Origin of the sequence: Microbacterium sp., assembly GCF_051953575.1 — a bacterium.
Taxonomy (GTDB): domain Bacteria; phylum Actinomycetota; class Actinomycetes; order Actinomycetales; family Microbacteriaceae; genus Microbacterium.
Genome location: NZ_JBQCIP010000155.1, coordinates 1 through 24534, shown reverse-complemented (window position 1 = coordinate 24534; position 24534 = coordinate 1). Strand labels below are relative to the sequence as shown.

General features: G+C 70.3%; 21 protein-coding genes and 1 pseudogene. 16 read left to right on the top strand and 6 right to left on the bottom strand.

What is annotated here, in order from left to right; all coding sequences use genetic code 11:
• From ACTHNQ_RS09950 to ACTHNQ_RS09905, 10 genes are all read left to right on the top strand, one after another.
• A partial coding sequence (locus tag ACTHNQ_RS09950) for a CCA tRNA nucleotidyltransferase (RefSeq protein WP_440333223.1) occupies positions 1–1229 on the top strand: 1229 nt, incomplete at its 5' end.
• 143 nt (positions 1230–1372) lie between these two features.
• Positions 1373–3010 (top strand): ABC transporter substrate-binding protein, encoded by a 1638-nt coding sequence (locus ACTHNQ_RS09945; RefSeq protein ID WP_440333222.1) that lies wholly within the window; start codon positions 1373–1375, stop codon positions 3008–3010.
• A 96-nt stretch (positions 3011–3106) separates the two neighbouring features.
• Positions 3107–4195 (top strand): ABC transporter permease, encoded by a 1089-nt coding sequence (locus tag ACTHNQ_RS09940; RefSeq protein ID WP_018173692.1) that lies wholly within the window; start codon positions 3107–3109, stop codon positions 4193–4195.
• 1 nt (position 4196) lies between these two features.
• Positions 4197–5189 (top strand): ABC transporter permease, encoded by a 993-nt coding sequence (locus tag ACTHNQ_RS09935; RefSeq protein ID WP_440333221.1) that lies wholly within the window; start codon positions 4197–4199, stop codon positions 5187–5189.
• Complete coding sequence (locus ACTHNQ_RS09930; protein ID WP_440333220.1) at positions 5189–6841, top strand: ABC transporter ATP-binding protein; 1653 nt, start codon at positions 5189–5191, stop codon at positions 6839–6841. The genes ACTHNQ_RS09935 and ACTHNQ_RS09930 overlap by 1 nt, the downstream gene beginning before the upstream one ends.
• A 168-nt stretch (positions 6842–7009) precedes the next feature.
• Positions 7010–8347, top strand: coding sequence for a GAF domain-containing protein (locus ACTHNQ_RS09925; protein WP_440333219.1), 1338 nt, complete (start codon positions 7010–7012; stop codon positions 8345–8347).
• A 61-nt stretch (positions 8348–8408) separates the two neighbouring features.
• The gene (locus ACTHNQ_RS09920; RefSeq protein WP_440333218.1) at positions 8409–8807 is read left to right on the top strand and encodes a VOC family protein; all 399 of its coding nucleotides are present in this window, start codon (positions 8409–8411) and stop codon (positions 8805–8807) included.
• 111 nt (positions 8808–8918) lie between these two features.
• Positions 8919–10469 (top strand): acetaldehyde dehydrogenase ExaC, encoded by a 1551-nt coding sequence (gene exaC / locus ACTHNQ_RS09915; protein ID WP_440333217.1) that lies wholly within the window; start codon positions 8919–8921, stop codon positions 10467–10469.
• A 167-nt stretch (positions 10470–10636) separates the two neighbouring features.
• Positions 10637–11062, top strand: a complete 426-nt coding sequence (locus ACTHNQ_RS09910) for a DUF779 domain-containing protein (protein ID WP_440333216.1) — start codon at positions 10637–10639, stop codon at positions 11060–11062.
• A gap of 71 nt (positions 11063–11133) precedes the next feature.
• Positions 11134–11370, top strand: a complete 237-nt coding sequence (locus ACTHNQ_RS09905) for a hypothetical protein (RefSeq protein WP_440333215.1) — start codon at positions 11134–11136, stop codon at positions 11368–11370.
• A gap of 86 nt (positions 11371–11456) precedes the next feature.
• On the opposite strand, the gene ACTHNQ_RS09900 is transcribed toward ACTHNQ_RS09905, so the two are convergent.
• The 6 genes from ACTHNQ_RS09900 to ACTHNQ_RS09875 form a co-directional block, all read right to left on the bottom strand.
• A complete protein-coding gene (locus tag ACTHNQ_RS09900) occupies positions 11457–12062 on the bottom strand; it encodes a response regulator transcription factor (protein ID WP_440333214.1) in 606 nt (201 codons plus the stop codon).
• On the bottom strand, positions 12059–13225 hold the full coding sequence (locus ACTHNQ_RS09895) for a sensor histidine kinase (RefSeq protein WP_440333213.1): 1167 nt from the start codon (positions 13223–13225) through the stop codon (positions 12059–12061). The genes ACTHNQ_RS09900 and ACTHNQ_RS09895 overlap by 4 nt, the downstream gene beginning before the upstream one ends.
• 106 nt (positions 13226–13331) lie before the next feature.
• Positions 13332–14147, bottom strand: a complete 816-nt coding sequence (locus tag ACTHNQ_RS09890; protein ID WP_018173682.1) for an ABC transporter permease — start codon at positions 14145–14147, stop codon at positions 13332–13334.
• Positions 14144–15085, bottom strand: coding sequence for an ABC transporter ATP-binding protein (locus ACTHNQ_RS09885; RefSeq protein WP_440333212.1), 942 nt, complete (start codon positions 15083–15085; stop codon positions 14144–14146). Before ACTHNQ_RS09885 ends, ACTHNQ_RS09890 begins: the two co-directional genes overlap by 4 nt.
• A gap of 227 nt (positions 15086–15312) precedes the next feature.
• On the bottom strand, positions 15313–15801 hold the full coding sequence (locus ACTHNQ_RS09880; protein ID WP_440333211.1) for an FBP domain-containing protein: 489 nt from the start codon (positions 15799–15801) through the stop codon (positions 15313–15315).
• Positions 15802–16139: 338 nt separating this feature from the next.
• Complete coding sequence (locus ACTHNQ_RS09875; RefSeq protein WP_440333210.1) at positions 16140–17426, bottom strand: hypothetical protein; 1287 nt, start codon at positions 17424–17426, stop codon at positions 16140–16142.
• A 142-nt stretch (positions 17427–17568) separates the two neighbouring features.
• Here ACTHNQ_RS09875 and ACTHNQ_RS09870 point away from each other — a divergent pair, with 142 nt between their 5' ends.
• The 6 genes and pseudogenes from ACTHNQ_RS09870 to ACTHNQ_RS09845 form a co-directional block, all read left to right on the top strand.
• Positions 17569–18894, top strand: coding sequence for an alpha-L-fucosidase (locus tag ACTHNQ_RS09870; protein WP_440333209.1), 1326 nt, complete (start codon positions 17569–17571; stop codon positions 18892–18894).
• Between the two features lie 79 nt (positions 18895–18973).
• On the top strand, positions 18974–20242 hold the full coding sequence (locus ACTHNQ_RS09865; protein ID WP_440333208.1) for an ABC transporter substrate-binding protein: 1269 nt from the start codon (positions 18974–18976) through the stop codon (positions 20240–20242).
• A gap of 92 nt (positions 20243–20334) precedes the next feature.
• Positions 20335–21288 carry a carbohydrate ABC transporter permease gene (locus ACTHNQ_RS09860; RefSeq protein ID WP_440333207.1) on the top strand — a complete coding sequence of 318 codons (954 nt, stop codon included), beginning with the start codon at positions 20335–20337 and terminating at the stop codon, positions 21286–21288.
• Positions 21285–22235, top strand: coding sequence for a carbohydrate ABC transporter permease (locus ACTHNQ_RS09855; protein WP_018173675.1), 951 nt, complete (start codon positions 21285–21287; stop codon positions 22233–22235). Before ACTHNQ_RS09860 ends, ACTHNQ_RS09855 begins: the two co-directional genes overlap by 4 nt.
• 3 nt (positions 22236–22238) lie before the next feature.
• Positions 22239–24194 carry a hypothetical protein gene (locus ACTHNQ_RS09850; RefSeq protein WP_440333206.1) on the top strand — a complete coding sequence of 652 codons (1956 nt, stop codon included), beginning with the start codon at positions 22239–22241 and terminating at the stop codon, positions 24192–24194.
• A pseudogene (locus ACTHNQ_RS09845) lies at positions 24187–24534 on the top strand (ribonuclease activity regulator RraA); the annotation flags it as partial. The gene ACTHNQ_RS09850 and the pseudogene ACTHNQ_RS09845, both read left to right, overlap by 8 nt.

Below are 24534 nucleotides of genomic sequence, written 5' to 3'. Positions count from 1 at the left end.
GCGAGCAGGTCGAGATCACGACGTACCGCGCCGACAGCTACGACGGCGTCACCCGCAAGCCGACCGTCGAGTTCGGCGACACGCTCGAGAGCGACCTCGTGCGCCGCGACTTCACCGTCAGCGCCATGGCGCTGCGGGTGCCGGGGCGCACGCTCGTCGACCCGACGGGTGGTGTCGAAGACCTCGTGCACGGCGTGCTGCGCACCCCCGCCGACCCGCAGGTGAGCTTCGGCGACGACCCCCTGCGCATGCTGCGCGCGGCCCGCTTCTCGTCACAGCTCGGGTTCGCCGTCGACCCCGGCACCGAGGCGGCCATGGCCGAGCTGCGTCAGACGCTCTCGATCGTGAGCCCCGAGCGCATCCAGGGCGAGCTCGTGAAGCTGCTGGCGACCGACGACCCGGTGCGCGGCATCCGGCTGCTCGTCGAGACGGGGCTCATGGCGGAGTTCCTCCCCGAGATCCCGGCGCTCAAGCTCGAGGTCGACGAGCACCACCACCACAAGGACGTCTACGAGCATTCGCTCACCGTGCTGCGGCAGGCGATCGAGCTCGAGAAGACGCGGAATCCGGTCCCTACGTCCGCTCCAGACGCCGCCGGCGCGTCGCCCGGAGCCTCTGGAGGTGGGGGCCCAGCCGCACCCGACGTGCCCCTGCGCCTGGCATCGCTCCTGCACGACATCGGCAAGCCCGCCACGCGTCGCCTGGAGCCGGGCGGCGGCGTGACGTTCTACCACCACGACCTCAAGGGCGCCCGGCTTGCGCGCAAGCGCCTGCAGGAGCTGCGCTTCGACTCCGACACGATCGCGACGGTGACGCGGCTCATCGAGCTGCATCTGCGGTTCTTCGGGTACTCCGAGGGCGCGTGGACGGACTCCGCGGTGCGCAGATATGTGCGGGATGCCGGACCCGAGCTCGAACGCCTGCACATCCTCACCCGCGCTGACGTGACGACGCGCAACGTGCGCAAGGCTCGCGGTCTGGCCGCCGCGTACGACGACATCGAGCGCCGCATCGCCGAGCTCACCGAGCAGGAGGAGCTCGACGCCATCCGGCCTGAGCTCGACGGCAACCGCATCCAAGAGGTGCTCGGCATCCCTCCGGGGCGCGAGGTGGGCGAGGCCTACCGGTTCCTGCTCGATCTGCGGCTCGACGAGGGCGTCGTCGGTGAGGAAGAGGCCGAGCGCCGTCTGCGCGCGTGGTGGGCCTCGCGCGGCGACGGCCACGCCTGACACCCGGTGTCAAGTCGGGCGGATTTCAGTTCGGTTACGAATCGTTCACTCGATTGCCGTCTCAGCCGGGGCGGGTGAAGATAGGCGGCACGAGTCGTGTCATCGGAGACGCGGCAACCCGACACACACCAGAGGTAGCACTCATGTCACTGCACCACAGCGCGCGCGGCCGGATCGGTCTCGCCATCGGAGCATTCGGGGCATCGGCCCTGCTCCTCGCAGGCTGCGCCGGCGGCGGAGGGGGTGGCAACGACGACGGCGGCAACGCGTCGGGCGAGCCGCTCATCGTCGGCACGACCGACAAGGTGACCACGCTCGACCCGGCAGGCTCGTACGACAACGGCTCGCTCGCCGTCCAGACCCAGGTCTTCCCGTACCTGGTGAACACGGACTACAACAGCACCGACGTCGTCCCCGACCTCGCGGAGTCGGCCGAGTTCACGTCCGACACCGAGTACACGGTCAAGCTGCCCGCCGGGCTCAAGTGGTCGAACGGCCACGACCTGACCTCGTCCGACGTCAAGTTCTCGTTCGACCGCAACCTCAAGATCGCCGACCCCAACGGCGCGTCGAGCCTGCTGTACAACCTCGACAGCGTCGAGACGCCCGACGACACCACCGTCGTCTTCCACCTCAAGACGGCGAACGACCAGGTCTTCCCGTTCATCCTGACGAGCTTCCCCGGCGCGATCGTCGACGAAGAGGTGTTCTCGGCCGACGCCGTGACGCCCGACAAGGACATCGTCGACGCGGACGCGTTCGGCGGCCCGTACTCGATCACGTCGTGGGACTTCAACAAGACGGTCGAGTTCACCCCGAACAAGAACTACAAGGGCCTGCTCGACAAGCCCGTCAACGACGGCGTCATCCTCAGCTACTTCGCGGAGTCGTCGAACCTCAAGCTCGCCGTCCAGGAGGGCGACGTCGACGTGGCCTACCGCAGCCTCTCGGCCACGGACGTCGACGACCTGAGCAAGAACGACAAGGTCAAGGTGGTCGACGGCCCCGGCGGCGAGATCCGCTACATCGTCTTCAACTTCAACACGCAGCCGTACGGTGCGACGACCGCTGAAGCCGACCCGGCCAAGGCGCTCGCGGTGCGCCAGGCGGTGGCCGACCTCGTCGACCGCCAGGCGATCTCGGAGCAGGTCTACAAGGGCACCTACACGCCCCTCTACTCCTACGTCCCCGAGGGCTTCGCCGGCGCGACCGACGCGCTCAAGGGTCTCTACGGCGACGGCAACGGCGGTCCCGACGTCGACAAGGCGAAGGCCACGCTCGAGTCGGCCGGCGTCACCACCCCGGTCGCGCTCAGCCTCCAGTACAGCCCCGACCACTACGGCCCGTCGTCGGGCGACGAGTACGCGCTCGTCAAGTCGCAGCTCGAAGAGAGCGGCCTGTTCACCGTCGACCTCAAGTCGACCGAGTGGGTGCAGTACTCGAAGGACCGCACCGCCGACGTCTACCCCGCGTACCAGCTGGGCTGGTTCCCGGACTACTCGGACGCCGACAACTACCTGACGCCGTTCTTCCTGACGGACAACTTCCTGGGCAACCACTTCAGCGACGAGCAGACCGAGCAGATGATCCTCGACCAGGCCGTCAACCCTGACCCGGCTGCCCGCACGAAGGAGATCGAGGACATCCAGGCGCGCGTCGCCGAGCTGCTTTCGACCGTCCCGCTGCTGCAGGGTGCGCAGGCGGCCGTCGCGGGCACCGGCGTCGACGGTGTCATCCTCGACGCGTCGTTCAAGTTCCGCTTCGCTCCGCTCACCAAGTAAGAGACGAGTGCAGGCGATGGGGCGGTCCGCTCGTCGGGCCGCCCCATCGCTGTGTGCGCACTCGTCTTCCGCACGACCCACAGATAGGCTCCGCCCATGACCAGCGACGTCGCTGCCGTCGAACAGCCGCCCCCCATGCTCCGCGCACCCCGCACCCGATCCGGCGGAGGGATGCTCTGGCGGTACCTGCTCGTCCGCTTCCTGCTGATCTTCCCGACCGTGCTGATCCTGGTCACGGTGGTGTTCTTCCTCATCCGCCTGACCGGAGACCCGATCACGGCGGCGCTCGGCGGCCGGCTCCCTCCCGACCAGCTGCAGGAGCGCATCCACGAGGCGGGCTTCGACCGCCCGATCATCGTGCAGTACTTCGAGTACCTCGGGCAGGTCTTCACCGGCAACTTCGGCACGACGCTGACCGACAACCAGCCGGTCACCGAGGTCCTGATCCGCTACGGCACGGCCACGCTCGAACTCGCCGTGTACGCGCTGCTCGTCGCGTTCGTCGTGGGCATCCCGCTGGGCCTGGTCGCCGCGGCCAAGCGCGACAAGACCCCGGATGCCGCACTCCGCGTCAGCGCGATCCTCTTCTACGCGACGCCGGTGTTCTTCGCCGGCCTCGTCGCGAAGCTCATCTTCTCGGTGTGGCTCGGCTGGTTCCCCGTGAGCGGCCGCGCGAGCGTGAGGACCGAGCTCGCGCTCAACCGCGAAGGCGGCACCGGGATCTACCTCATCGACGCCATCGCCAGCGGCAACCCCGCCTACGTGCAGGACGTCCTCCTCCACGCGGTCCTCCCGGCGATGACGCTGGGCCTCGCGATCGGCGGCGTCTTCCTGCGTCTCGTGCGCACCAACGTCATCGGCACGTTCAACATGCCGTACGTCGACGCGGCGCGCTCGCGCGGCGTGAGCGAGTACCGCCTCGTGCGCAAGCACGCGTACAAGCCGGCGCTCATCCCCATCGTCACGGTGATCGGACTCCAGGTCGCGATCCTGCTGTCGGGCGCGGTGCTCACCGAGACCACGTTCGAATGGCAGGGCATCGGGTTCCAGCTCGCGAAGTACCTCGGGTCGCGCGACTTCGTCGCCGTCCAGGGGATCGTCGCGATGATCGCGATCATCGTGGCCCTGACCAACTTCGTGGTCGACGTCATAGCGGCCTTCCTCGACCCGAGGGTGAGGTACTGACATGGCTCGTCGCTCGTTCCTGGACCGGATGCCCGTCGTCCACCAGCTGAGGCAGTCCGTCGGCCTGCAGCGCGGCATGCTCGTGACCGGCCTCGCGCTCACCGGGCTCTTCATCGTCGTCGCGATCTTCGCGCCCTGGATCGCGCCGTACAGCTTCAACCAGCTGCGCGGCCCCGACGGGCTGTTCGGCGCACAGCAGCCGCCGAGCGCTGAGCACTGGCTCGGCACGACGGTCGGCGGCTACGACGTGCTCTCGCGCACCATCTGGGGCGCGCAGACCGCGCTGTTCGTCATCGTCGTGGCGATCATCCTGTCGGTGTTCCTCGGCATCCTGCTCGGTCTCGTGTCGGGGTACCTCGGCGGCTGGCTCGACCGCGTGCTGGTGGTCATCGCCGACGCCATCTACTCGTTCCCGTCGCTCCTGCTCGCGATCGTGGCCGCGATCGCCATCAGCGGCGGCCAGTCGGGTCTCGTGCCGGGTGTCATGGCCGCGGCGATCGCCATCACGGTCGTCTTCATCCCGCAGTACTTCCGCGTCGTGCGCGCCGAGGTGGTCCGGGTGAAGGCCGAGGCGTTCGTGGAGTCGGCGAAGGTCATCGGCGCCTCCACGTGGCGCATCATGTTCCGCCACGTGCTGCGCAACTCGACCCGTTCGCTGCCGCTCATCATCACGCTGAACGCGTCCGAGGCGATCGCGACCCTTGCCGCGCTCGGCTTCCTCGGATTCGGCATCGAGCCGACCGCCGCGGCCGAATGGGGCTACGACCTCAAGGAGTCGATCGGCGACGTGTCGGCCGGCATCTGGTGGACGGCCATCCCGCCGGGCGTCGCGATCCTCATCGCGATCCTCGGGGTGACCCTCATCGGCGAGAGCCTCAACGACCTCGCCGACCCGCGCCTGCGCGCGCGTCGTCGGGCGTCCAAGGCGACGCCGGCCGACGCCGTCGCCGCGACCCAGCCGGTGTCGCGCGAGTTCATGGGAGAGGTGGAGTGATGGCTGCGGCATCCGATTCGCCCGCGGTCGACATCCGCGATCTCGATGTCACGTTCGTCACCGACGGCGGGGACGTGCACGCCGTGCGCGGCGTCAGCCTGGACGTCCGTCGCGGAGAGGTGCTCGCCATCGTCGGCGAGTCCGGCTCGGGCAAGACCGTCACGTCGCGCACGATCATCGGGCTGCTGCCCGAGACCGCCACGGTGGGCGGCGCGGTGCTGCTCGACGGCCTCGACATCGTCGGGCTCGACGCCGACGCCCTGCGCGAGATCCGCGGCTCCAAGGCCGCGATGATCTTCCAGGAGCCGTCGACCGCCCTGAACCCGGTCTTCACGGTCGGGTGGCAGCTCGCCGAGGGCCTGCGGGCGCACGGTGAGTACACGAAGGCGCAGGCCAGAAGCCGGGCCGTCGAGATGCTGCGGCGTGTCGGCATCCCGGATCCCGAGAAGCGGGTCGACGACTACCCCCACCAGTTCTCGGGCGGGCAGAAGCAGCGCATCGTGATCGCGATGGCGCTCGCGCTCGACCCGACGGTCATCATCGCCGACGAGCCGACGACGGCGCTCGACGTGACGGTGCAGGCCGAGATCCTCGACCTGCTGCGCGACCTGCGCGATCAGTACGGCACGGCGATCGTGCTGATCACCCACAACATGGGCGTCGTCGCCGACCTGGCAGACCGGGTGGCCGTGATGCTCGAGGGCGAGGTCGTCGAGACCGCACCGGTGCGCGAGCTGTTCGCGGCGCCGCAGCACGAGTACACGAAGCGGCTGCTCGCGGCCGTACCGCGGCTCGAGCTCGCCGATCGCACGCTCACCGCCGACGAGCAGGCCGCCGAGCCCGTCGTCGTGGCCGATCAGCTCGTCATCGAGTACGCCGGCAGGTTCGGGCGGCCCACCTTCCGTGCGGTCGACCGCGTGAGCTTCACGATCCGGCCGGGCGAGGTCCTGGGCCTCGTCGGCGAGAGCGGATCCGGCAAGACCACGATCGGCCGCGCCATCGCGGGTCTCACCCCGGTCGCCGGCGGGTCGCTGCGCGTGCTGGGCGTCGAGATGAACGGCGTGAAGGAGCGGCAGTTCCGTGCCCGTCGCAAAGAGCTCGGGTTCGTGTTCCAGGACCCGGCGACGAGCTTCAACCCGCTGCTGACGATCGCGCAGAACGTGGCCGAGCCGCTCGTCGTGCACTCCGACGCGTCCGACGCGAACGCGGCACGCGACCGGGTCGACGAGCTGCTCGACGCGGTGCAGCTGGGAGGCTCGTTCGGCGACCAGTTCCCGCACGAGCTGTCGGGCGGGCAGCGCCAGCGCGCGTCCCTGGCGCGTGCGCTCGCGCTCGACCCGAAGCTGCTCATCGCCGACGAGCCGACGAGCGCGCTCGACGTGTCGGTGCAGGCCCGCGTGCTCGAGCTGTTCCGCGAGCTGCAGGAGCGCTTCGGCTTCGCGACGCTGTTCATCACGCACGACCTCGCCGTCGTCGACATGCTGGCGCACCGCGTCGTCGTGCTGCACAAGGGCGTGATCGCCGAAGAGGGCCCGACCGCCCAGGTGCTCGGCGACCCGCAGGACGCCTACACGAGGCGCCTGCTCGCGTCGCTGCCGGTGCCCGACCCGACCGAGCAGGCCGCGCGCCGGGAGGCGTGGCGCGAGGGCTGACCCCGCCCGTCTTCGCCGCATCCGAACCGCCGGATCCGCGAAAGGGTATGTCTCCGCCGCCTCTGCGCGCAGAGACATACCCTTTCGCGGTTCCTGGGACGGGATGCCGGGTGCCCCGGCCGCGCCTACACTGGACGCACGCTCCCGCCGACGTCGATCGGAGCCGCCGTGCCGTCAGCCTGGTCAGACCGCCACGAGGTGTCGCCCGAGACCTCCCGTCTGCTGATCGAGCGCGCTCACGAGGAGCTCGTCGCCGGCAACGCGGGCGACCAGCGGCTCGGCGATGTGCGCTCGCTGGTTCGGGACTCCTGGCGACGCTCGCTCGACAGCCTCGTCGGCGCCGAGGGTCTGCCGCCGCTGGACCTCACGGCTGAGGAGCTCGAGGCCTACCGCCGGGCGCACCCGCTCGCCGCGGTCATCGACATGGTGCGCGGGCTGCTGCTGCCCGGCGACGCGTCCGAATCGGGTGTCGCGGTCGCCGTCGGTGACGCGGCCGGTCGCCTGCTGTGGGTCGAGGGCGACCGGCACGTGCGGCGCCTGACGGGCGACATGGGGTTCGTCGAGGGTGCGAACTGGTCGGAGGATGCGGTCGGGACCGCCGCTCCTGGCACGGCGATCGCCCTCGACCGCTCGGTGCAGATCCACGGCGCCGAGCACTTCAACCGGCTCGTGCAGCCGTGGTCGTGCACTGCCGCGCCCGTGCACGACCCCGAGACGCGCCGCATCCTCGGGGTGATCGACGTGACCGGAGGACTCGAGGCCGTCACGCCGCAGGCTCAGCTGCTCGTGGATGCCACAGCCCGGGCCATCGAGGGCGAGCTCCTGGTCGCACGTCTCAGGGCACGGGCCGAACCGGTGCGCCCGGCACGTCGTGCCCCTTCCCGCCGGCCGCAGCCGCTGCGCGCCACGCTGCGGGTGCTCGGGCGCGACCGTGCGCTGCTGGAGGTCGCGGGCGACGGCGCCGAGACCGTGTCGGAGCTCGGTCCGCGGCATGCGGAGCTGCTGCTCATGCTCGCGGTGCACCGCCAGGGGCTGTCGGCCGAGCGGCTCGGCGACCTGGTCTACGGAGAAGGCGGGGAGGCGGCATCCGTGACCCTCCGGGCCGAGATGGTGCGTCTGCGCCGCGCCCTGACGACGGCGGCGCCGGCGCTCGTCCCCGAGTCGCGGCCGTACCGGCTGGGCGTCGAACTCGAGACCGATGCGCACCAGGTGCTGTCGCTGCTGGACCGCGGTGCGCACCGGGTGGCGCTCGCGGCATATCGCGGCGATGTGCTGCCCGACTCGGTCGCGCCGGGGGTGGAGGAGTTCCGCGACACGGTGCGGACCGCGCTGCGCGAGGCGCTCATGGTCGAGGCATCCGTCGACGTTCTTCTCGCGTTCGCCGACACGTCCGCCGGCGCCGAGGACGTCGAGCTGCTGCGGCTGTGCCTGTCGATGCTGCCCGCCCGGTCGCCGCGGCGAGCGGGGCTGGTGGCGCGGATCGAGAGGATCGAAAGCGACGTCTGATTGCGGACCTGATCTGTCCGCAATGATCGCCATGATGGGTCACCCACAGAGAGGAACCCTCATGCTCAACGGATTCGCCACCCAGAACGTCTACTCCGCCGACCTCGACGCCGCGGCCGACTGGTACGCCGACGTGCTCGGCATCGAGCCCTACTTCCGCCGCCCGGGATACGTGGAGTTCCGCGTCGGTCCGTACGAGCACGAGTTCGGCATCATCGACGCGGCCTGGCGCCCCGACGCCGTTCCCGCGGAGCCCGGCGGCCCGATCCTGTACTGGCAGGTCGACGACGTCGAGGCCGTCAACGCGGCGCTCCTCGAACGGGGAGCGACCCAGTTCCAGCCGGTCACGGTGCGGGGCGAGGGGTTCGTGACGGCATCCGTCGTCGACCCGTTCGGCAACCTGCTCGGGGTCATGCAGAACGTCCACTTCGCCGGCGTCCGCGAGCGCCTCGGCGCCTGACACGCACCGCTGTCCCCGGGCGCCACAGGCGCGCAACGTGATGCAACGTTGCGCGGCCTACCTTCTTCGCAGGCGACGACGACCGCCGCCGAAGCGTCGAAGGAGACCAGCATGACCATCGTCGAAGAGGGCGTCTCGAGCGTCTACGCCGCCCCCGGGCAGCGCGGCTCGATCGCCGACTACCGCCCCCGTTACGGCCACTACATCGGCGGGGAGTTCGTGGAGCCCATCAAGGGCCAGTACTTCGAGAACGTCTCGCCCGTCACGGGCAAGCCGTTCACCGAGGTCGGCCGCGGCACCGTCGAAGACGTCGACCGCGCCGTCGACGTCGCCTGGAAGGCGTTCGAGTCCTGGAAGCGCACGACCCCGTCCGAGCGCGCGAACATCCTCAACAAGATCGCCGACCGCATCGAGGCGAACCTCGAGCGCATCGCCGTCGCCGAGACGTGGGAGAACGGCAAGCCGGTCCGCGAGACGCTGGCCGCAGACATCCCGCTCGCCGTCGACCACTTCCGCTACTTCGCGGGAGTGCTGCGCGCCCAGGAGGGGTCGCTCAGCGAGATCGACGAAGACACGGTGGCGTACCACTTCCACGAACCGCTGGGCGTGGTCGGCCAGATCATCCCGTGGAACTTCCCGATCCTGATGGCGACGTGGAAGCTCGCCCCGGCGCTCGCGGCAGGCAACTGCGTCGTGCTCAAGCCCGCCGAGCAGACGCCGGCGTCTATCCTCTTCCTGTTCGACATCATCGGCGACCTGCTGCCCGCCGCCGTCGTGAACATCGTCAACGGCTTCGGCATCGAGGCGGGTGCGCCGCTCGCGCAGCACAAGCGCATCCGCAAGGTCGCGTTCACGGGCGAGACCACGACCGGCCGGCTCATCATGCAGTACGCGTCGCAGAACCTGATCCCCGTCACGCTGGAGCTCGGCGGCAAGAGCGCCAAAGTCTTCTTCGAAGATGTGGCGCGCTCCACCGACGACGCCTATTACGACAAGGCGCTCGAGGGCTTCACCTTCTTCGCGCTGAACCAGGGCGAGGTGTGCACGTGCCCGTCGCGAGCGCTCATCCAGCGCTCGATCTACGACCGGTTCCTCGGCGACGGGCTCGACCGCGTCTCGAAGATCGTGCAGGGCAACCCGCTCGACCCGGCGACGATGATCGGCGCCCAGGCGTCGAACGACCAGCTCGAGAAGATCCTGTCGTACATCGAGATCGGCAAGGCGGGCGGCGCGAAGCTCCTCGCCGGCGGTGAGCGCGTCGATCTCGGCGGCGACCTGTCGGGCGGGTACTACGTCGCGCCGACGGTGTTCGAGGGCACCAACGACATGCGGATCTTCCAGGAGGAGATCTTCGGGCCGGTCGTCTCGGTCACGAGCTTCGACGACTTCGACGACGCCATCAACATCGCGAACGACACCCTGTACGGCCTGGGTGCCGGCGTGTGGAGCCGCTCGGGCGACACCGCGTACCGCGCGGGTCGTTCGATCGAGGCGGGGCGCGTGTGGACCAACACGTACCACCAGTACCCCGCACACGCCGCGTTCGGCGGGTACAAGCAGTCGGGCATCGGCCGCGAGAACCACCTCAAGATGCTCGACCACTACCAGCAGACGAAGAACCTGCTGGTGTCGTACGCCGAAGGCAGCATGGGCTTCTTCTGAGCCCTCCTCCACGGCCGGTCCGCCTCCGGGGGGCGGCTGACCGGCATCCCCGACCCGGGCGGAGCACGCCTCAGCGGCTCCGCCCGGGTCTTCCCCCCATCCCGCTCTTCCGCATCCATGTCCCGAGAGTCGACCGCCGACGGCGGAGAGGGCCGGAAGTCCGGGACATGCTCGACAGTGACCAGGAGACGTCGATGGCCGAGAACAGCGGATACTCGCGTGTGGCGGTGACGGATGCCGCGGCATCCCTTCTCCGTCAGCTGACGGTGCAGCACGGGAAGCTGATGTTCCATCAGTCGGGCGGATGCTGCGACGGCAGCGCGCCGATGTGCTTCCCGGTGGGCATGTTCCAGACCGGCCCGTCGGATGTGCGGCTGGGCGACCTGGACGTCGGGCTCGACGATCCGGTGGAGGTGTTCATCTCGCAGGCGCAGTTCGAGTACTGGAAGTACACGCACCTCACGATCGACGTCGTCCCCGGCCGCGGCGCGGGCTTCAGTGTGGAGGGCCCGACGGGCAACCGGTTCATCATCCGCTCGCGCATGCTGGACGACGGCGAACTTGTCCACTTCGGTCTCAAATTCGCTAGCTAAACTAGTGAAATATCGCTAGCCTATCTAGTTAAAGCGAGCCAACGGAGGCTCGCCCCAGGGAGGGAAGAGCAATGCGCAAGAAGATCCTCACCGCCGTGTGTGCCACGGCACTGGCCGCGGGCGCGGTTCTCGCCGTGCCCACCGCGGCATCGGCGTCGGGCTACGGCAAAGACATCAACGACGGCTGCGGCGCGAGCTACGGACAGCTCGTGTCGACCGCACGTGCCATCGGGCACATCGAGGGCAGCGTCAGCGGTGCGAAGAACTTCGTCGAGAGCGGCCTCGCGGCGGCCCACGGCTGCGGCTGAGCCGGCGGAACCTGAACCCACACGATCGACCCCAGACGCCCGCCGCACCGCTCAAGGGTGCGGCGGGCGTCTCGCGTTCGCGGCGCCTAGAGCCAGCCGTTCTCGTCGGCGATGCGCGCGGCGTCGGCGCGGTTGCGGCCCTCGGTCTTGCCGATCGCGCTCGACAGGTGGTTGCGCACCGTGCCCTCCGACAGGTGCAGCATCTGCGCGATGTCGGCGATCGAGCCGCCGGTGCGTGCGGCGGCCAGCACGTCGGTCTCTCGCTCGGTGAGCGGCGACGCGCCCTGGGCGAGCGAGTCCGCCGCCAGTGCCGGGTCGACGACCCGCAGCCCCTGCGCCACCCGGCGGACGGCGTCGGCGAGCTGGGCGGCGGGGGTGTCTTTCACGACGAACCCCGATGCGCCGGAGCGCATCGCCCGGGCGAGATACCCGGGTCGCCCGAAGGTCGTGACGATCAGCACGCGGCACCCGGGCAGGGCGGAGCGCAGCGCGGCGGCCGCCGCGATCCCGTCCATGCCGGGCATCTCGATGTCGAGCAGCGCCACGTCGGCGCGGGCCTCGATCGCGGCCGCCACGACCTCGTCGCCGCGTCCGACCTCGGCGACGACCTCGATGTCGGGCTCCAGCCCGAGCAGGGCCGAGAGGGCGCCGCGCACGAGCGCCTGATCGTCGGCGATGAGCAGCCGGATCACAGGGTCACCTCCAGCCGGAAGCCGCCGAGGTCGCTGCGGCCGAGCGAGAGGCGCCCGCCGGCGGCATCCACGCGCTCCCGCAGGCCGGCCAGGCCGGTGCCGGTGCCGCTGTCGACGGGCCCCACGCCGTCGTCCTCGACCGCGATGCGGCCGGGCTCGAGGCGGATGCGGCACCGCGTGGCGTGGGCGTGGCGCACGACGTTCGTGACGCCCTCGCGCACGACCCAGCCGGCCAGCTCCCGGTGCTCGGGAGCGACGGCGTCGGTCGTCGACGGCGCCTCGAGTGCGATGTCGACGGCGTCCAGGGCGACCCGGGCGGCGGCCAGCTCTCCGCTGATGCTCACGCCGCGGAAGCCCGCGACGGTGGCGCGGACGTCGGCGAGGGCGCCGCGCGAGAGCGCCTCGACCTCGGCGAGCTCGGCCTTGGCGCGTTCCGGGTCGGCGTCGACGAGCCGGCGGGCGAGCTCCGTCTTGACGGTGATCACGGTGAGCGAGTGCCCCAGGATGTCGTGGATGTCGCGCGCGACCCGCCCGCGCTCGCGCTCGGCGGCGAGACGCTCGACCTCGCGCTGGGCCATGCGCATGCGGGCCAGCGAGTCGATCGACCGCATGAAGGCGGCCATCATGAGCGAGATCGAGGCGATGATGGCGGGCACCCACAGCACGTCGGCGTTCCAGCCCGAGCCGATGACGTCGAAGAGCAGGGCGAGGCCGGCGAGCCCGAACACCGACATCCACGTCACGCGCCACGGGAACAGGGCGGTCGCGATGACGACGCCGACGTAGGTCCACAGGGCGCCGACGCCCCAGCCGAGCCACGGCCACAGCGCGAACGAGAGCGCGAAGACCGCCGCGATCGGCACGGCGCGGCGGCGGAGGGGCAGCGTCCAGTTGATCGGCGTCGCGACGAGGAACGCCAGCGCGTACACGCCCAGCAGCGTGATCCCGATGGCCGCCGACGCCGTGGATCCCGCGGCGTGCACGATCTCGGTGCCCGCGCTGAACAGCCACAGCAGCGACACCCCGCCGCCGACGTACCAGCGCAGCGCCGGCATCGACCACAGCACCGACGGCGCGCTGTAGCCGTCGACCGTGCGTCCGCCGCTGGACCGCATGATCCACAGCGGCCCCCATGCCTGCTGCCGTTCCGACGTCTCGCTCACGCTCTCACCTCGTCCTTCACCCTAGGGGCGGCCCCCTGCGTTGCACTCCTGGCACGAGAGACGGATGGATGCCGGCGGCCGCGGCCGCCGGCATCCACTCCTCTCGTCACACGCGCTTCGTGTCGCGACGGAAGAAGAACACCGTGCCGGCGATGAAGATGCCGAGCCACACGACGGCGTTCAGCAGCGCGAGGGCGTCGAACGGCGCCCCGGTGAGCGGTTCGCGGGCGATCTCGCTGATGCCGTAGACCGGCGTGAACTTCGCGATGACCTGCATGAAGTCGGGCATCGTCTCGATCGGGTAGAAGAGGCCGCCGAGGAAGGCGAGCACCACGATGGCGAGGCTCGTGATCTGGGCGACGTTCTCGCTGCGCACCATGTAGCCGACCATGAGTCCGAGCGTGGTGAAGACGGCTCCGGCGAGCAGCCAGGCGGCCAGGCCCGTCGCGATCCACTGGATCGGCGAGAGCTGGATGCCGGCGATCGCGCCCGCGGCGAAGGTCGCGATGATCGCCACGACGCCGAACAGCATGCCGGCGATCATCTTGACGATGACGTTGACGAGCGGGTTCAGGGGGGTGAGGCGCAGCTGGCGGCTCCAGCCCTGGGCGCGCTCGACGGCGACGGCGGCGCCGGTCTGGGTGGCCGACATCATGGCCCCGTACATCGCCATCGACACCATGATGTAGGCGGCGACCGATGGTCCGCCCTCCGCGATGGGGGTGGCGGTGAGCTGCGTGTCGCGCAGCGGCAGGCCGATGATGACGAACATCACGATGGGGAACGCGATCGTGAAGATCATCGTCCGCCGGTTGCGCAGCTTGCGCTTGAGCTCGATGCCGAGATACGTGAGGTTGAAGCCGCCGAAGGGCGGGACGCGGCGGTCGAGCTGCACGCGGTCGGTGGCGGTCGCGGTGGTCATGACTTGTCCCCTTCCGAGGTGAGGGCGAGGAAGACGCTCTCGAGGTTCTGGGCGGTGATCTCGAGGTCGCGCGCCGGGGTCTGCGTGAGCAGATGCCGGGCGACGGCGTCGGAGTCCTTCGTGTGGATCGCGATGCGGTCGCCCTTGGTCTCGACGTCGTCGACGCCGGGCAGGGCGGCGATCGCGACGGCGTCAGCGCCGGGCAGCGTGGCATGGACGATGCGGCCCGACACGAGGTTCTTGATCTCGGCGGTCGTGCCGTCGGCGACGATGCGGCCGCGGCTCATCAGCACGATGCGGTCGGCGTACTCGTCGGCCTCGTCGAGGTAGTGGGTGGCGAACAGCACCGTGCGGCCGCGGGCGGCGTCGGCGCGGATGGCGCTCCAGAACGAGCGGCGGCCTTCGACGTCCATGCCGGTGGTGGGCTCGTCGAGGATCAGCAGGCCGGGGTCCGACAGCAGCGCCATGGCGAAGCGCAGCCGCTGCTGCTGACCGCCCGAGCACAGGCCCACGAGCCGGTCCCCGATCTCGCCGATGCCGGCGCGCTGCATGACCTCGGCGACGGGCCGGGTGTCGGCGAAGAGGCTCGCGGTCAGGTCGAGGGTCTCGCGCACCGTGATGTCTTTCAGCAGCCCGCCCGTCTGCAGCACGGCGCTCACCAGGCCGTGGGCGATCGCGCCGCGGGGCGACTCGCCGAAGACGCGGACGGCGCCCGAGTCGGGCTGCGAGAGCCCGAGCAGCATGTCGATCGTCGTCGTCTTGCCGGCGCCGTTCGGGCCGAGGAAGGCGACGATCTCGCCGGGCCGCACCTGCAGCGTCACGCCGTCGACGGCCGTGACGGCGCCGAAGCTCCTGCGCAGGTCCGTGGCGTCGACGGCCCAGAGCGGGGCGGTCGTGGCCGCTTCCCGCGTCGCCGTGGTGGTCTGTGTGATGTCCATGTCTCCATGGTGGCGACCGCGGCCCGCCCGGCCCTCACACGGGCGTCACGACGTACCCGTGACATCCGTCACGGGTGGGTCGGGTGCCGGGGGCCCCGGCCGATGGGCGGCCCTGGCCGACGGCATCCGACTCTTCCGGGTTTGGGGCGCGTGTCGGGCGGTCGGGGCGCAAGAGGTGCGCCCCGAACGATGCGGACGCGCCCCAAACCCGGGAGGAGAGGTCGGCGTCAGGCGCTGTCGCGGATGTCGCGGGCGAACCCGACGGCATGCTCGCGCAGGGCGGCGATGCGCCGGTCGCGGGCTGCCTTGACGTCGAAGCCGAGGTACGCGGGCGGCACGGGGCGACGCACGTTGACGGAGCACTCGAAGTTCTCGCACAGGAGAGTGCCGACGGTGTCGCCGTTGCGACCGGCCTTGCCGGCACGCTTGGCGCTGAAGAGCACGACCTCGTTGGGGAGGGTGACGTCTTCGCACCACGAGCACTGGGCGCGCACGCGGGTGCGCTGCTCGGTCTGGCGCAGCAGGATGCCGACGGGCTGGTCGTCGACCGCCACCACCAGGAACCCGGCGAGGGGCTGCTTGGGATCGCGCCAGCCGAAGTAGTCGAGCTTGTCCCAGTCCACCTGGCGCAGGTCGGGGACGATGAGCGAATTGCGTTCGCGGAGCGAGGCGTTGACGAAGGACGCGCGGATGTCCTTCTCGGTGAATGCGTGCATGATTCCTTGATTCACGAAAGAGGGTCGCCGAAAGACGACGAAGGATGCCGCAAGCCGGCGGCCTGCGGGTGATGCGGGCGCGTCACCTGTGGTTCAGAACCGGGCGACGCGCGCAGCTACATCCCCTCGGCGCTTCGCGCGCCGAGGACCCCCTCACGCCCACGGGGCGTCGCGACCGTCATCTGCACGCCCGACAGCATACGCCCCGTGCCCTCCGCGGAGGCTGGATGCGGTCTCCGCGGGGGGTCGGCGCGCACGCCGTGCGATTGGGGCGCACGCCGTCCGATTGGGGCGCACGCCACGCGCCCCGATTGCACGCGGCGCGCCCCGAACGGGGATCAGTGTCCGGTCAGGCCGCTCAGTAGCGCGCCGAACACCCCGGCCTGCGACAGGATCCAGAACAGCGCGAACGCGCCGATGATGACGATCGGCAGCCATGGCACCCGCTGCTGCAGGCGGCGGCCCTGCGGGGCGACGCCGGGCGGCGGTCGCAGCGCTTCCACGGGCGGTGTGAACGGGACGGCGGATGTCGCCTGCCCGGGCGCGCCGGCGGTCCCGGGCGCGCCGACCCCGGCCCCGGCCCCGCCCGCGCCGACCCCGGCAGCACCGGCCCCGGCCGGCGGGGTGCTCAGGGCGGCGGCATCCGGAATCGACGGCGGGGGCGCGGCGAGGCGGTCGTCGCGCCAGCGCGCCCACTGCGCGAACTTGTCGAGCAGCGCGCCCACGACCGAGAACAGCCACGCCCACGTCGCAGGATCGAGGGTCGAGAAATCGCGTCGCCCGTAGAGGAAGAGCCAGTCGTCGACGATCTCGACGTCGAGGGCGGCGGCGTGGTCGATGAACCGCGCCATGATGTCGGGCGTGAACAGGTACAGCGCATCGGCCTCGTAGCCCTCGGGGCAGTAGAGGTCGAAGTAGCGATCGAAGTCGCCTTCGAGGCTGAGCCGCTGGTCCTTGTCGAACGACGTGGGCAGGTTCGACCCGAACAGCGAGTTGTTGCTCGTCGCGTCGAGCACGATGTTGGGCAGCGGCACGTCGAGCTTGACCGCGACGTACCCCCAGTTGTGGGTCGTCTTGTTCTTGCCCGAGCCGGTCGTGTACTGGAAGTTGCCGAACTCGACGAACCGCGGATGCTCGCCGCGCACGAGGTCGGTGGCGTAGCGCGAGCTGCCGTGCGAGAAGATCATGCCGGGCAGCCCGGGGTCGTCGAACCGCGGCACGTAGCTCATGCCGTTGGCGCGGGCGAAGCGGTCGAGGCGGTACATGCGCTCGCCGCTGCCGCGGGCCAGGCGCACGCCGACGAGCACGGCGACGGTCACGATGCCGCCGATGAACAGCAGTGGCACGAAGGCGCTGAGCAGGCCCCAGCCGGCGCCTTGTCCGGAGCCCGCGATCCCCGCGGCGATGGCGCCGAAGACGGCCGTGATGAGGGTCAGCGCCACCGAGCCGAAGACGAACAGCACGACGATGCCGGCGACGACGAACACGACGATCGTGGCCGATCCGCTCGGCAGACGGCCGCTGCGCTTGAGCTCCTGCACGAAAGCGCGGCCGGCGCCGGGCGGCACGGGTTCCACGAGCGGCCGGGCGTCGAAGGTCGGTGGTGCCGGCTGCGGAGAGCTCATGCGCACACGCTACCCGGGAGCCCGGCATCCGACCCGGCGTGGATGAGCGGATGCCGCACCTCCGGCCTCCCGCGGGTCATCGGTTATCGATAGCATCGATGACCGGCCCGCGCCGACGCGGGACCGGCGAGGAGGACCCGGAATGGACCAGGACGTCGAGACGAGACCGCGCGAGTACGAGCGGTTCCAGAGGCCGGTGCCCGATTGGTTCCGCGATGCCAAGCTCGGGATCTTCGTGCACTGGGGGGCCTACTCGGTTCCCTCATGGGCGGAGCCGATCGGTGCGCTCGGCACGATCGACGACACCCGGTGGTACCGCCACAATCCGTACGCCGAGTGGTACTTCAACACCATCCGGATCGCGGGCAGCCCGGCGGCCGACCACCACCGCGTGAGTTACGGCGGCCGGCCGTACGACGACTTCCTCGACGACTGGACCGCCGAGCGCTTCGACGCCCACGCCCTCGTGGCGCAATTCGCGCAGGCGGGCGCACGCTACGTCGTGCCCACGACCAAGCACCACGACGGCATCGCGCTGTGGGACGCCCCGCTCACCGGCGACCGAAACACCGTGGCCCGCGGTCCGCGGCGCGACCTCGTCGGGGCCTTCGCCGAGGCGACGCGCGCCGCCGGGCTGCGGTTCGGCGCGTACTACTCGGGCGGTCTCGACTGGCATGCGGCGCCGTCGGCGCCCATCGAGTCCGACGCGCAGCTCGTGCCGCCGGCGGGCGACGAGTACGCCCGGTACGCGCACGACCACGTCGTCGACCTGATCGAGCGGTACCGGCCCGACCTGCTGTGGGGGGACATCGGGTGGCCGGCTGCCGGGCATGCGCCAGGGCCGTTCAGCCTCGCCGACGTGTTAGACCGCTTCTACGCGGCCGCCCCCGACGGTGTCGTCAACGACCGGTGGAGCGGCGTGCACGCCGACTACCGCACGAGCGAGTACGAGAGCGGCCGGTCCAACGAGAGCGCCGGCGCGTGGGAGAACTGCCGCGGCATCGGCTACTCCTTCGGTTACAACCGCCTCGAGGGTGAGGAGCACAACCTCGACGGACCCGGCGCGATCCGGCTGTTCGTCGACGTGGTGTCGCGCGGTGGCAACCTGCTGCTGAACGTCGGGCCGACGGCATCCGGAGTCCTCCCCCCGCCGCAGGCGGCGACGCTGCGCGCGCTCGGCGCGTGGAACGCCCGGCACGGCGACGCGGTCTTCGGCTCGCGGCCGCTCGAGGGCGCGACGCCCTCGGATGAGCCGTGGGTGCGCTGGACGCGCACCGGCGACCGCGCCAACGCGGTGATCGACGCGAGCGGGCGGGTCGAGTTCGCTGCGCCGGTGGGAGTGGATGCCGCCACCGCCGCGACCGTCGACGGCACGCCCGTCGCAGCCGAGCGCCGCGGCGACACGCTCGTGCTCGACGTGCCGGCGGAGCCGACGGGTCCGGCGGTCGTGAGATTCCTCACCCCATGAAATCCGGATTGTTGATAACCGATTATCGATTAGTGTATGTTCGACCCGTCCCGATGATGTGCCCACGAGAGGATCGACGATGATCACCAGACGTACCCTTGCTGCGATCGGCGCCGGAGCGACCGCCGTGACGCTCCTTGCCGGCTGCTCCTCCAGCGCCCAGAGCGGAGGTGACAGCAAGGACGAGAAGATCGAGCTGCGCGTCCTCGTCAACGTGACGCCGAACCTCACCGAGGACTGGTGGAACGAGCTGGTCGCGCCGTTCGAGAAGGCCAACCCCAACATCGACGTCGTGATCGACAACCCCGGCCAGGAGGGCGTGAGCGCCGCCGTGCCGCGTCTGCTCGCCGCCGGCCAGGCGCCCGACGTCGTGCAGTCGGTGTCGCCGTCGCCCGAGCTCGCCGAAGAGCTCGTCGACCTGTCGGACTACGACTGGGCGACGAGCGGCCCGCTCGCCGACCAGTACTCGATCGACGGCAAGTACTACATGGCCGGCGTCGGCGTGCAGCTGCAGAGCCTGTGGTTCTACAACAAGGACGCGTTCGCCGCTGCCGGCATCGACGAGGTGCCCACGACCGTCGACGAGCTGAACGACGACCTCGCCAAGCTCAAGGACGCGGGCTGGACGCCGATCCAGACCGGCGGCGACTGGATGTCGAGCCACGCGCTGCAGACGCTCGCGCTGCCGTCGATCGTCGGCGAGAACCCCGACTGGTACGCCGACATGAACTCGGGCAAGACGACGTTCTCGAAGAGCTACGGCGACTACACCGAGCTCTACGCGGACTGGATCTCGAAGGGCTACACCAACGCCGACGCGCTCGGCGTGAAGTATGTCGACGCCGAGCAGACGTTCCTCTCGGGCGGCGCTGCGCTGTACCCGATGGGCAGCTGGTTCGTCGGCAGCGAGGCGAAGGCGACCGACCCGGCGCCGATCGGCGTCTTCCGCAGCCCCGCGGTCGACGGCGTCGACGACCCGGCCATGGGCGCCAACATCGCGAGCCCCTACGTGATCATGAAGGAGTCGAAGCACGAAGAGGCGGCGGCCAAGCTCGTCGAGTGGCTCGTCACCGACGAGGACGCCGTCATGAGCCAGCTCGAGGTCGACGGCAACTACCGCGACGGCTACGAGTACGACATGACCGACCTCGGCAAGGAGCTGCTGCAGATCGTCTCCGACACCCCGGCGTCGGCCTACACCCCGACCGGCGGCGGCTATGGCGAGAAGAAGCTCCCCGACGGCTACTCGGGCGAGATCAACACGCAGACGCAGGCGCTGCTCGGCGGCACCTCGGCCGCCGATGTGAACAAGGCCATGGACGCCTGGTTCCTCGCCAACGCCCAGTGAGACCTGCCGCCGCGCCGGTGACGCGATGAGCGCCGCCGAGCCGGCGCGGCGGCAACCCCCTCGTATCGATGACGACACGAAAGCAGACTGAGATGGCCGACACCGTGGCCCGCCTGGCGGGCACCACGAGCTCCCGGGCGCAGGCGCCCGCCCGCCGGCGAGGGCTCACCTCGTGGCAGGACCGCCTCGCCGGGGTGATCATGGGCGGCCCGGCGCTCATCGTCTTCATCGCGATGTTCCTCATCCCGATGGTGCTGGCGGTGGTGCTGAGCTTCACGGACTGGAACGGCTACAGCCTGCACTTCGACTTCATCGGGCTCGAGAACTACACGAAGGCGTTCAAGAACCCCCGCACGATCGACGCCGCCGCCTTCACCGCCGTCATCGCGGTCGCCGGCACGATCCTGTGCAACGGCATCGGGCTCGGCGTCGCCGCCCTCATCGCCGGCAACGGCCGCGGCAACACGGTGCTGCGCACGATCTTCTTCTACCCGTACATCATCAGTGCGCTGATCATCGGGTTCCTGTGGTCGGCGATCCTCTCGCCGCAGGGTGCGATCAACTCGCTGCTCACACAGTTCGGCGTGAGCCCCCTCCCCTTCCTCACCGACGTGACCTTCGCGACGGTCAGCGTGATCCTCACCATCGTGTGGTCGCATTTCGGCTTCAACATGATCCTGTACCTGGCCGGCATCAAGTCGGTGCCCGCGGAGTACTACGAGGCCGCGACGGTGGACGGGGCATCCCGCTGGCAGCAGTTCAAGAGCATCACGGTGCCGCTCATCGCCCCGGTGGTGACCGTCAACCTCGTGCTGACCCTCGTCGGCCTGCTCAAGGCGTACGACATCATCCTGGCTCTGACCGACGGCGGCCCTGCCGCCTCGACGCAGACGATCGTGTACCAGATCCTCCGCGACTCGTTCGCGCACGCGAACCTCGGGTTCGGCGCGGCGCAGTCGATCGTGCTGCTCGTCGTGACCGCGGTCATCGGCCTGGCCGTGACCTTCGCCCGACGCGGCGCCGACCAGAAGGCGAGCGAATCATGACCATCTCGACCGAGACGACGGGCCCGAGCATCGCGGGCGAGGTCTACCTCGCCGACGTGCGGCGCAAGCCGCGCCGCGGCCGCCGTCGGGGCCCGGGTGCGGCCGCCGAGCGCACGCCGCTGGCCGTCAGGATCGTCAAGTGGGTGCTGCTCAGCGTCCTCGCGCTGATCATGCTCGTGCCGATGTACATCCTGGTGATCAGCGCGTTCAAGCCGCAGGCCGAGATCGTGCTGCATCCGCTGCTGATCACGCCCGACATGTTCACGTTCGACTACCTGTGGAACGCGATCACGAGCGAGAAGTTCAACGTGGTCGGCGCCTACGGCATCACGCTGCTGTTCGTCGCGCTGGTCAACTTCTTCTGCATCGTGCTGTCGGCGCCGGTCGCGTACGTGATCGCCCGGGGCCGCACGCGCTGGCACGTGCTGCTGCTCGTGGTGTTCGTGTCGGGCCTGTTCATCCCCGGCCAGGTGACGCTCATCCCGGTGGTGTTCGTGCTGCGGGTGCTGGGCCTCATCAACACGATCCCCGGGTTCATCCTGTTCGAGACGGCGGCCACGCTGCCGGTGACGATCTTCCTGTTCTCGGCGTACCTGCGCACGATCCCGCGCGACATCGACGAGGCTGCGGCGCTCGACGGCGCGAGCCGCATGCGCGCGTTCTGGTCGTGCATCTTCCCGATCATGCGTCCGGTGGTCGCGACGATCATCGTGCTGAACTCGATCGGCGTGTGGAACGACTTCGTCAGCCCGCAGATCATCCTCGGTCCCGGTTCCGGCATCTACACGGTCACCACCGGCGTCTACGCGGCGGTCGGCGAGTACTCCACCGACTACACCGTGCTGTTCCCGACGCTGCTGCTGGCGATCGCGCCGGCCGTGGTCTTCTTCATCATCATGCAGCGGCACATCATCGGCGGCCTGGCCGCCGGGGCGACGAAGGGCTGACGGATGCCGCATCCCATCCCCGCCCGCCCGCTCACGGCGATCCCCGCCTGGGCCGTGCTGCAGCGCCGCCTGTTCGCCGAGATCGAAGACGCGTGGCGCCTGTTCTCCGAGACCTTCACGCGCCCCGACGGCGGCGTGAAGTTCGACGCGGTCTTCGAGGACCGCGACGGCGTCGACGATCTCTACGAGCCGTTCTTCAACTGGCCGGCGTTCTACCTGCTGGGCGGCAGCGATGAGGTGCTGGCCGCCGCGAAGCACCACTGGGAGGGCGTCACCGCGCAGCTCGCCGAGGCCGGCATGGTCACCGGCGAGTACGAGAACGGGTACGACTGGTTCCACCAGGGCGAGTCGCTCATCTTCTTCTACGCGCTGTGCGCCGCCGACCCGGCAGACCCGGTGTTCGCCGAGCGTGCCCGACGGTTCGCGGAGCTGTACACGGATGCCGCGCACGGCAACTACGACGGCATCCGCAACATCATCACCGCGCCGCACAACGGCGCCCTCGGTCCGCGCCCGGGCCTGAGCGACGCCCCCGAGCCGTACTCGGCCGACCGCCGCGAGATGCGGCCGTACGGACTGCCGCTGGAATACGTGCCCGGCGTCGACGAGTGGGACGACCTGGCCGATCCGGCGCTCGCGACGGCGATGGGCGAGGCGATGCACCGCGCCGCCGCCGGAGACGTCGCCGTCAACCTCGCCGCCACCAGCCTGGTCGCGAACCGCTGGCTGTACGACGGCGACGAGGCGTCGGCCGCCTGGCTGCGCACCTACGTCGACGGCTGGCGCGCCCGCGCCGCCGAGAACGCCGGGCTGATCCCCGACAACGTCTCGCCCGACGGCATCGTGGGCGGCCTGCACGAGGGCCGCTGGCACGGCGGGCACTACGGCTGGACGTGGCCGCACGGCCTCCCCTCCATCGGCATGGCGACGGTCATCGCCGGCATCAACGAGGCTTTCGTGACCGGCGACGACTCCGCGCTCGACATGGCGCGCGTCGTGCTCGACACGGTGCTCGACCACGCGGTCGTCGCCCCCATCGCCGAGACCCCGTTCAGTCTGCGGGGCGGCTGGCTCGCCCGCTGGGGAGAGGATGCCGCCACCCCGTCACTCCTGGTGCCCCACCGCTTCGGGCGCCATGGCTGGTTCGACTACGGCCCGATGCCGCTCGAGCTGCCGCTGTGGGTGTGGTGGTGGTCGCGCCGCGACGACGACCTGGCACGCCTGCGCCGCGCGGTCGAGGGTCTGCCGCCCATGGCCGATCCGGTGAAGCCGTTCCGCGACAAGGCCGAGGCGGGCCACGAGGCGCCGTGGCTGGCGTTCCTCGACGGCGAGCTGCCCGACTATCCGGAGCGCGCGCTCGAGATGGCCCTCGGTCAGGTGGCGCGTCGCGTCGCGCTGATGCAGGGAGCACCGACGGATCCGGATGCCGCACACCTGCACTTCTGGCAGCGCGTGAACCCGGTGGTCACCGAGGTGCTGGGCCAGTTGATCTCGGGCACCCCGCAGGTGCTCTACAACGGCGGACTGCCATTCGCCGCGGTCGTCTACGAGGACGCGGATGCCGGGCGCCCCGGTCTGCCGCCCGACGTGGCGGCGCTGGTCTCACGCCTCGACGGCGACGACATCGATGTGTCCTTCGTGAACACGTCGACCACCCGCGCTCGCCGCGTGGTGGTGCGGGCCTCGCGCTTCGGCGAACGGCGCATCGCGTCGGTCACCGCCCACACCGAGGCCGACGGCGTGTACCCCGGCCGCAGCACCGCGTACGCGGCGACGCCCGGGCACCCGGTCTCGGTGACGCGTGAGCTCAACCACGACGACGATGCGGTCGTCATCGACCTGCCGCCCGCGCACCGCGCCGACCTGACTCTGCACACGGTGAGCTCCGGCGTCACGCCGCGGCACCGGGGTGCGGCATCCACTCTTCCCCTGTCTCTCGAAGGAGTGCCCCATGTCTGATCCTGCTGCCGCGTTCCCGCGCCCCGACTTCGACCTGCCCGTACGCGGCGACGCCTACCGCCGCGCCGACCCGCAGACCCTGCGCGAACTGGAGCGCGTGTCGTCGGCCACCGCGTGCGCGAAGCTGCACGGCATGGGCATCACGCGGTCGTTCGTCGAGGGCCCGCGGCCGCTCGCCGAGGGCCAGCGCGTCGTCGGCTCGGCGATCACGCTGCAGTTCATGCCGCAGCGCGAAGATCTCGCGTCGGGTCACGGCCAGGAGTACGTCGAACGGCATACGGCGCTGTGGCACGTGCTCGAAGAGGTGAAGCCCGGCGATGTGCTGGTGATCCAGGCGTTC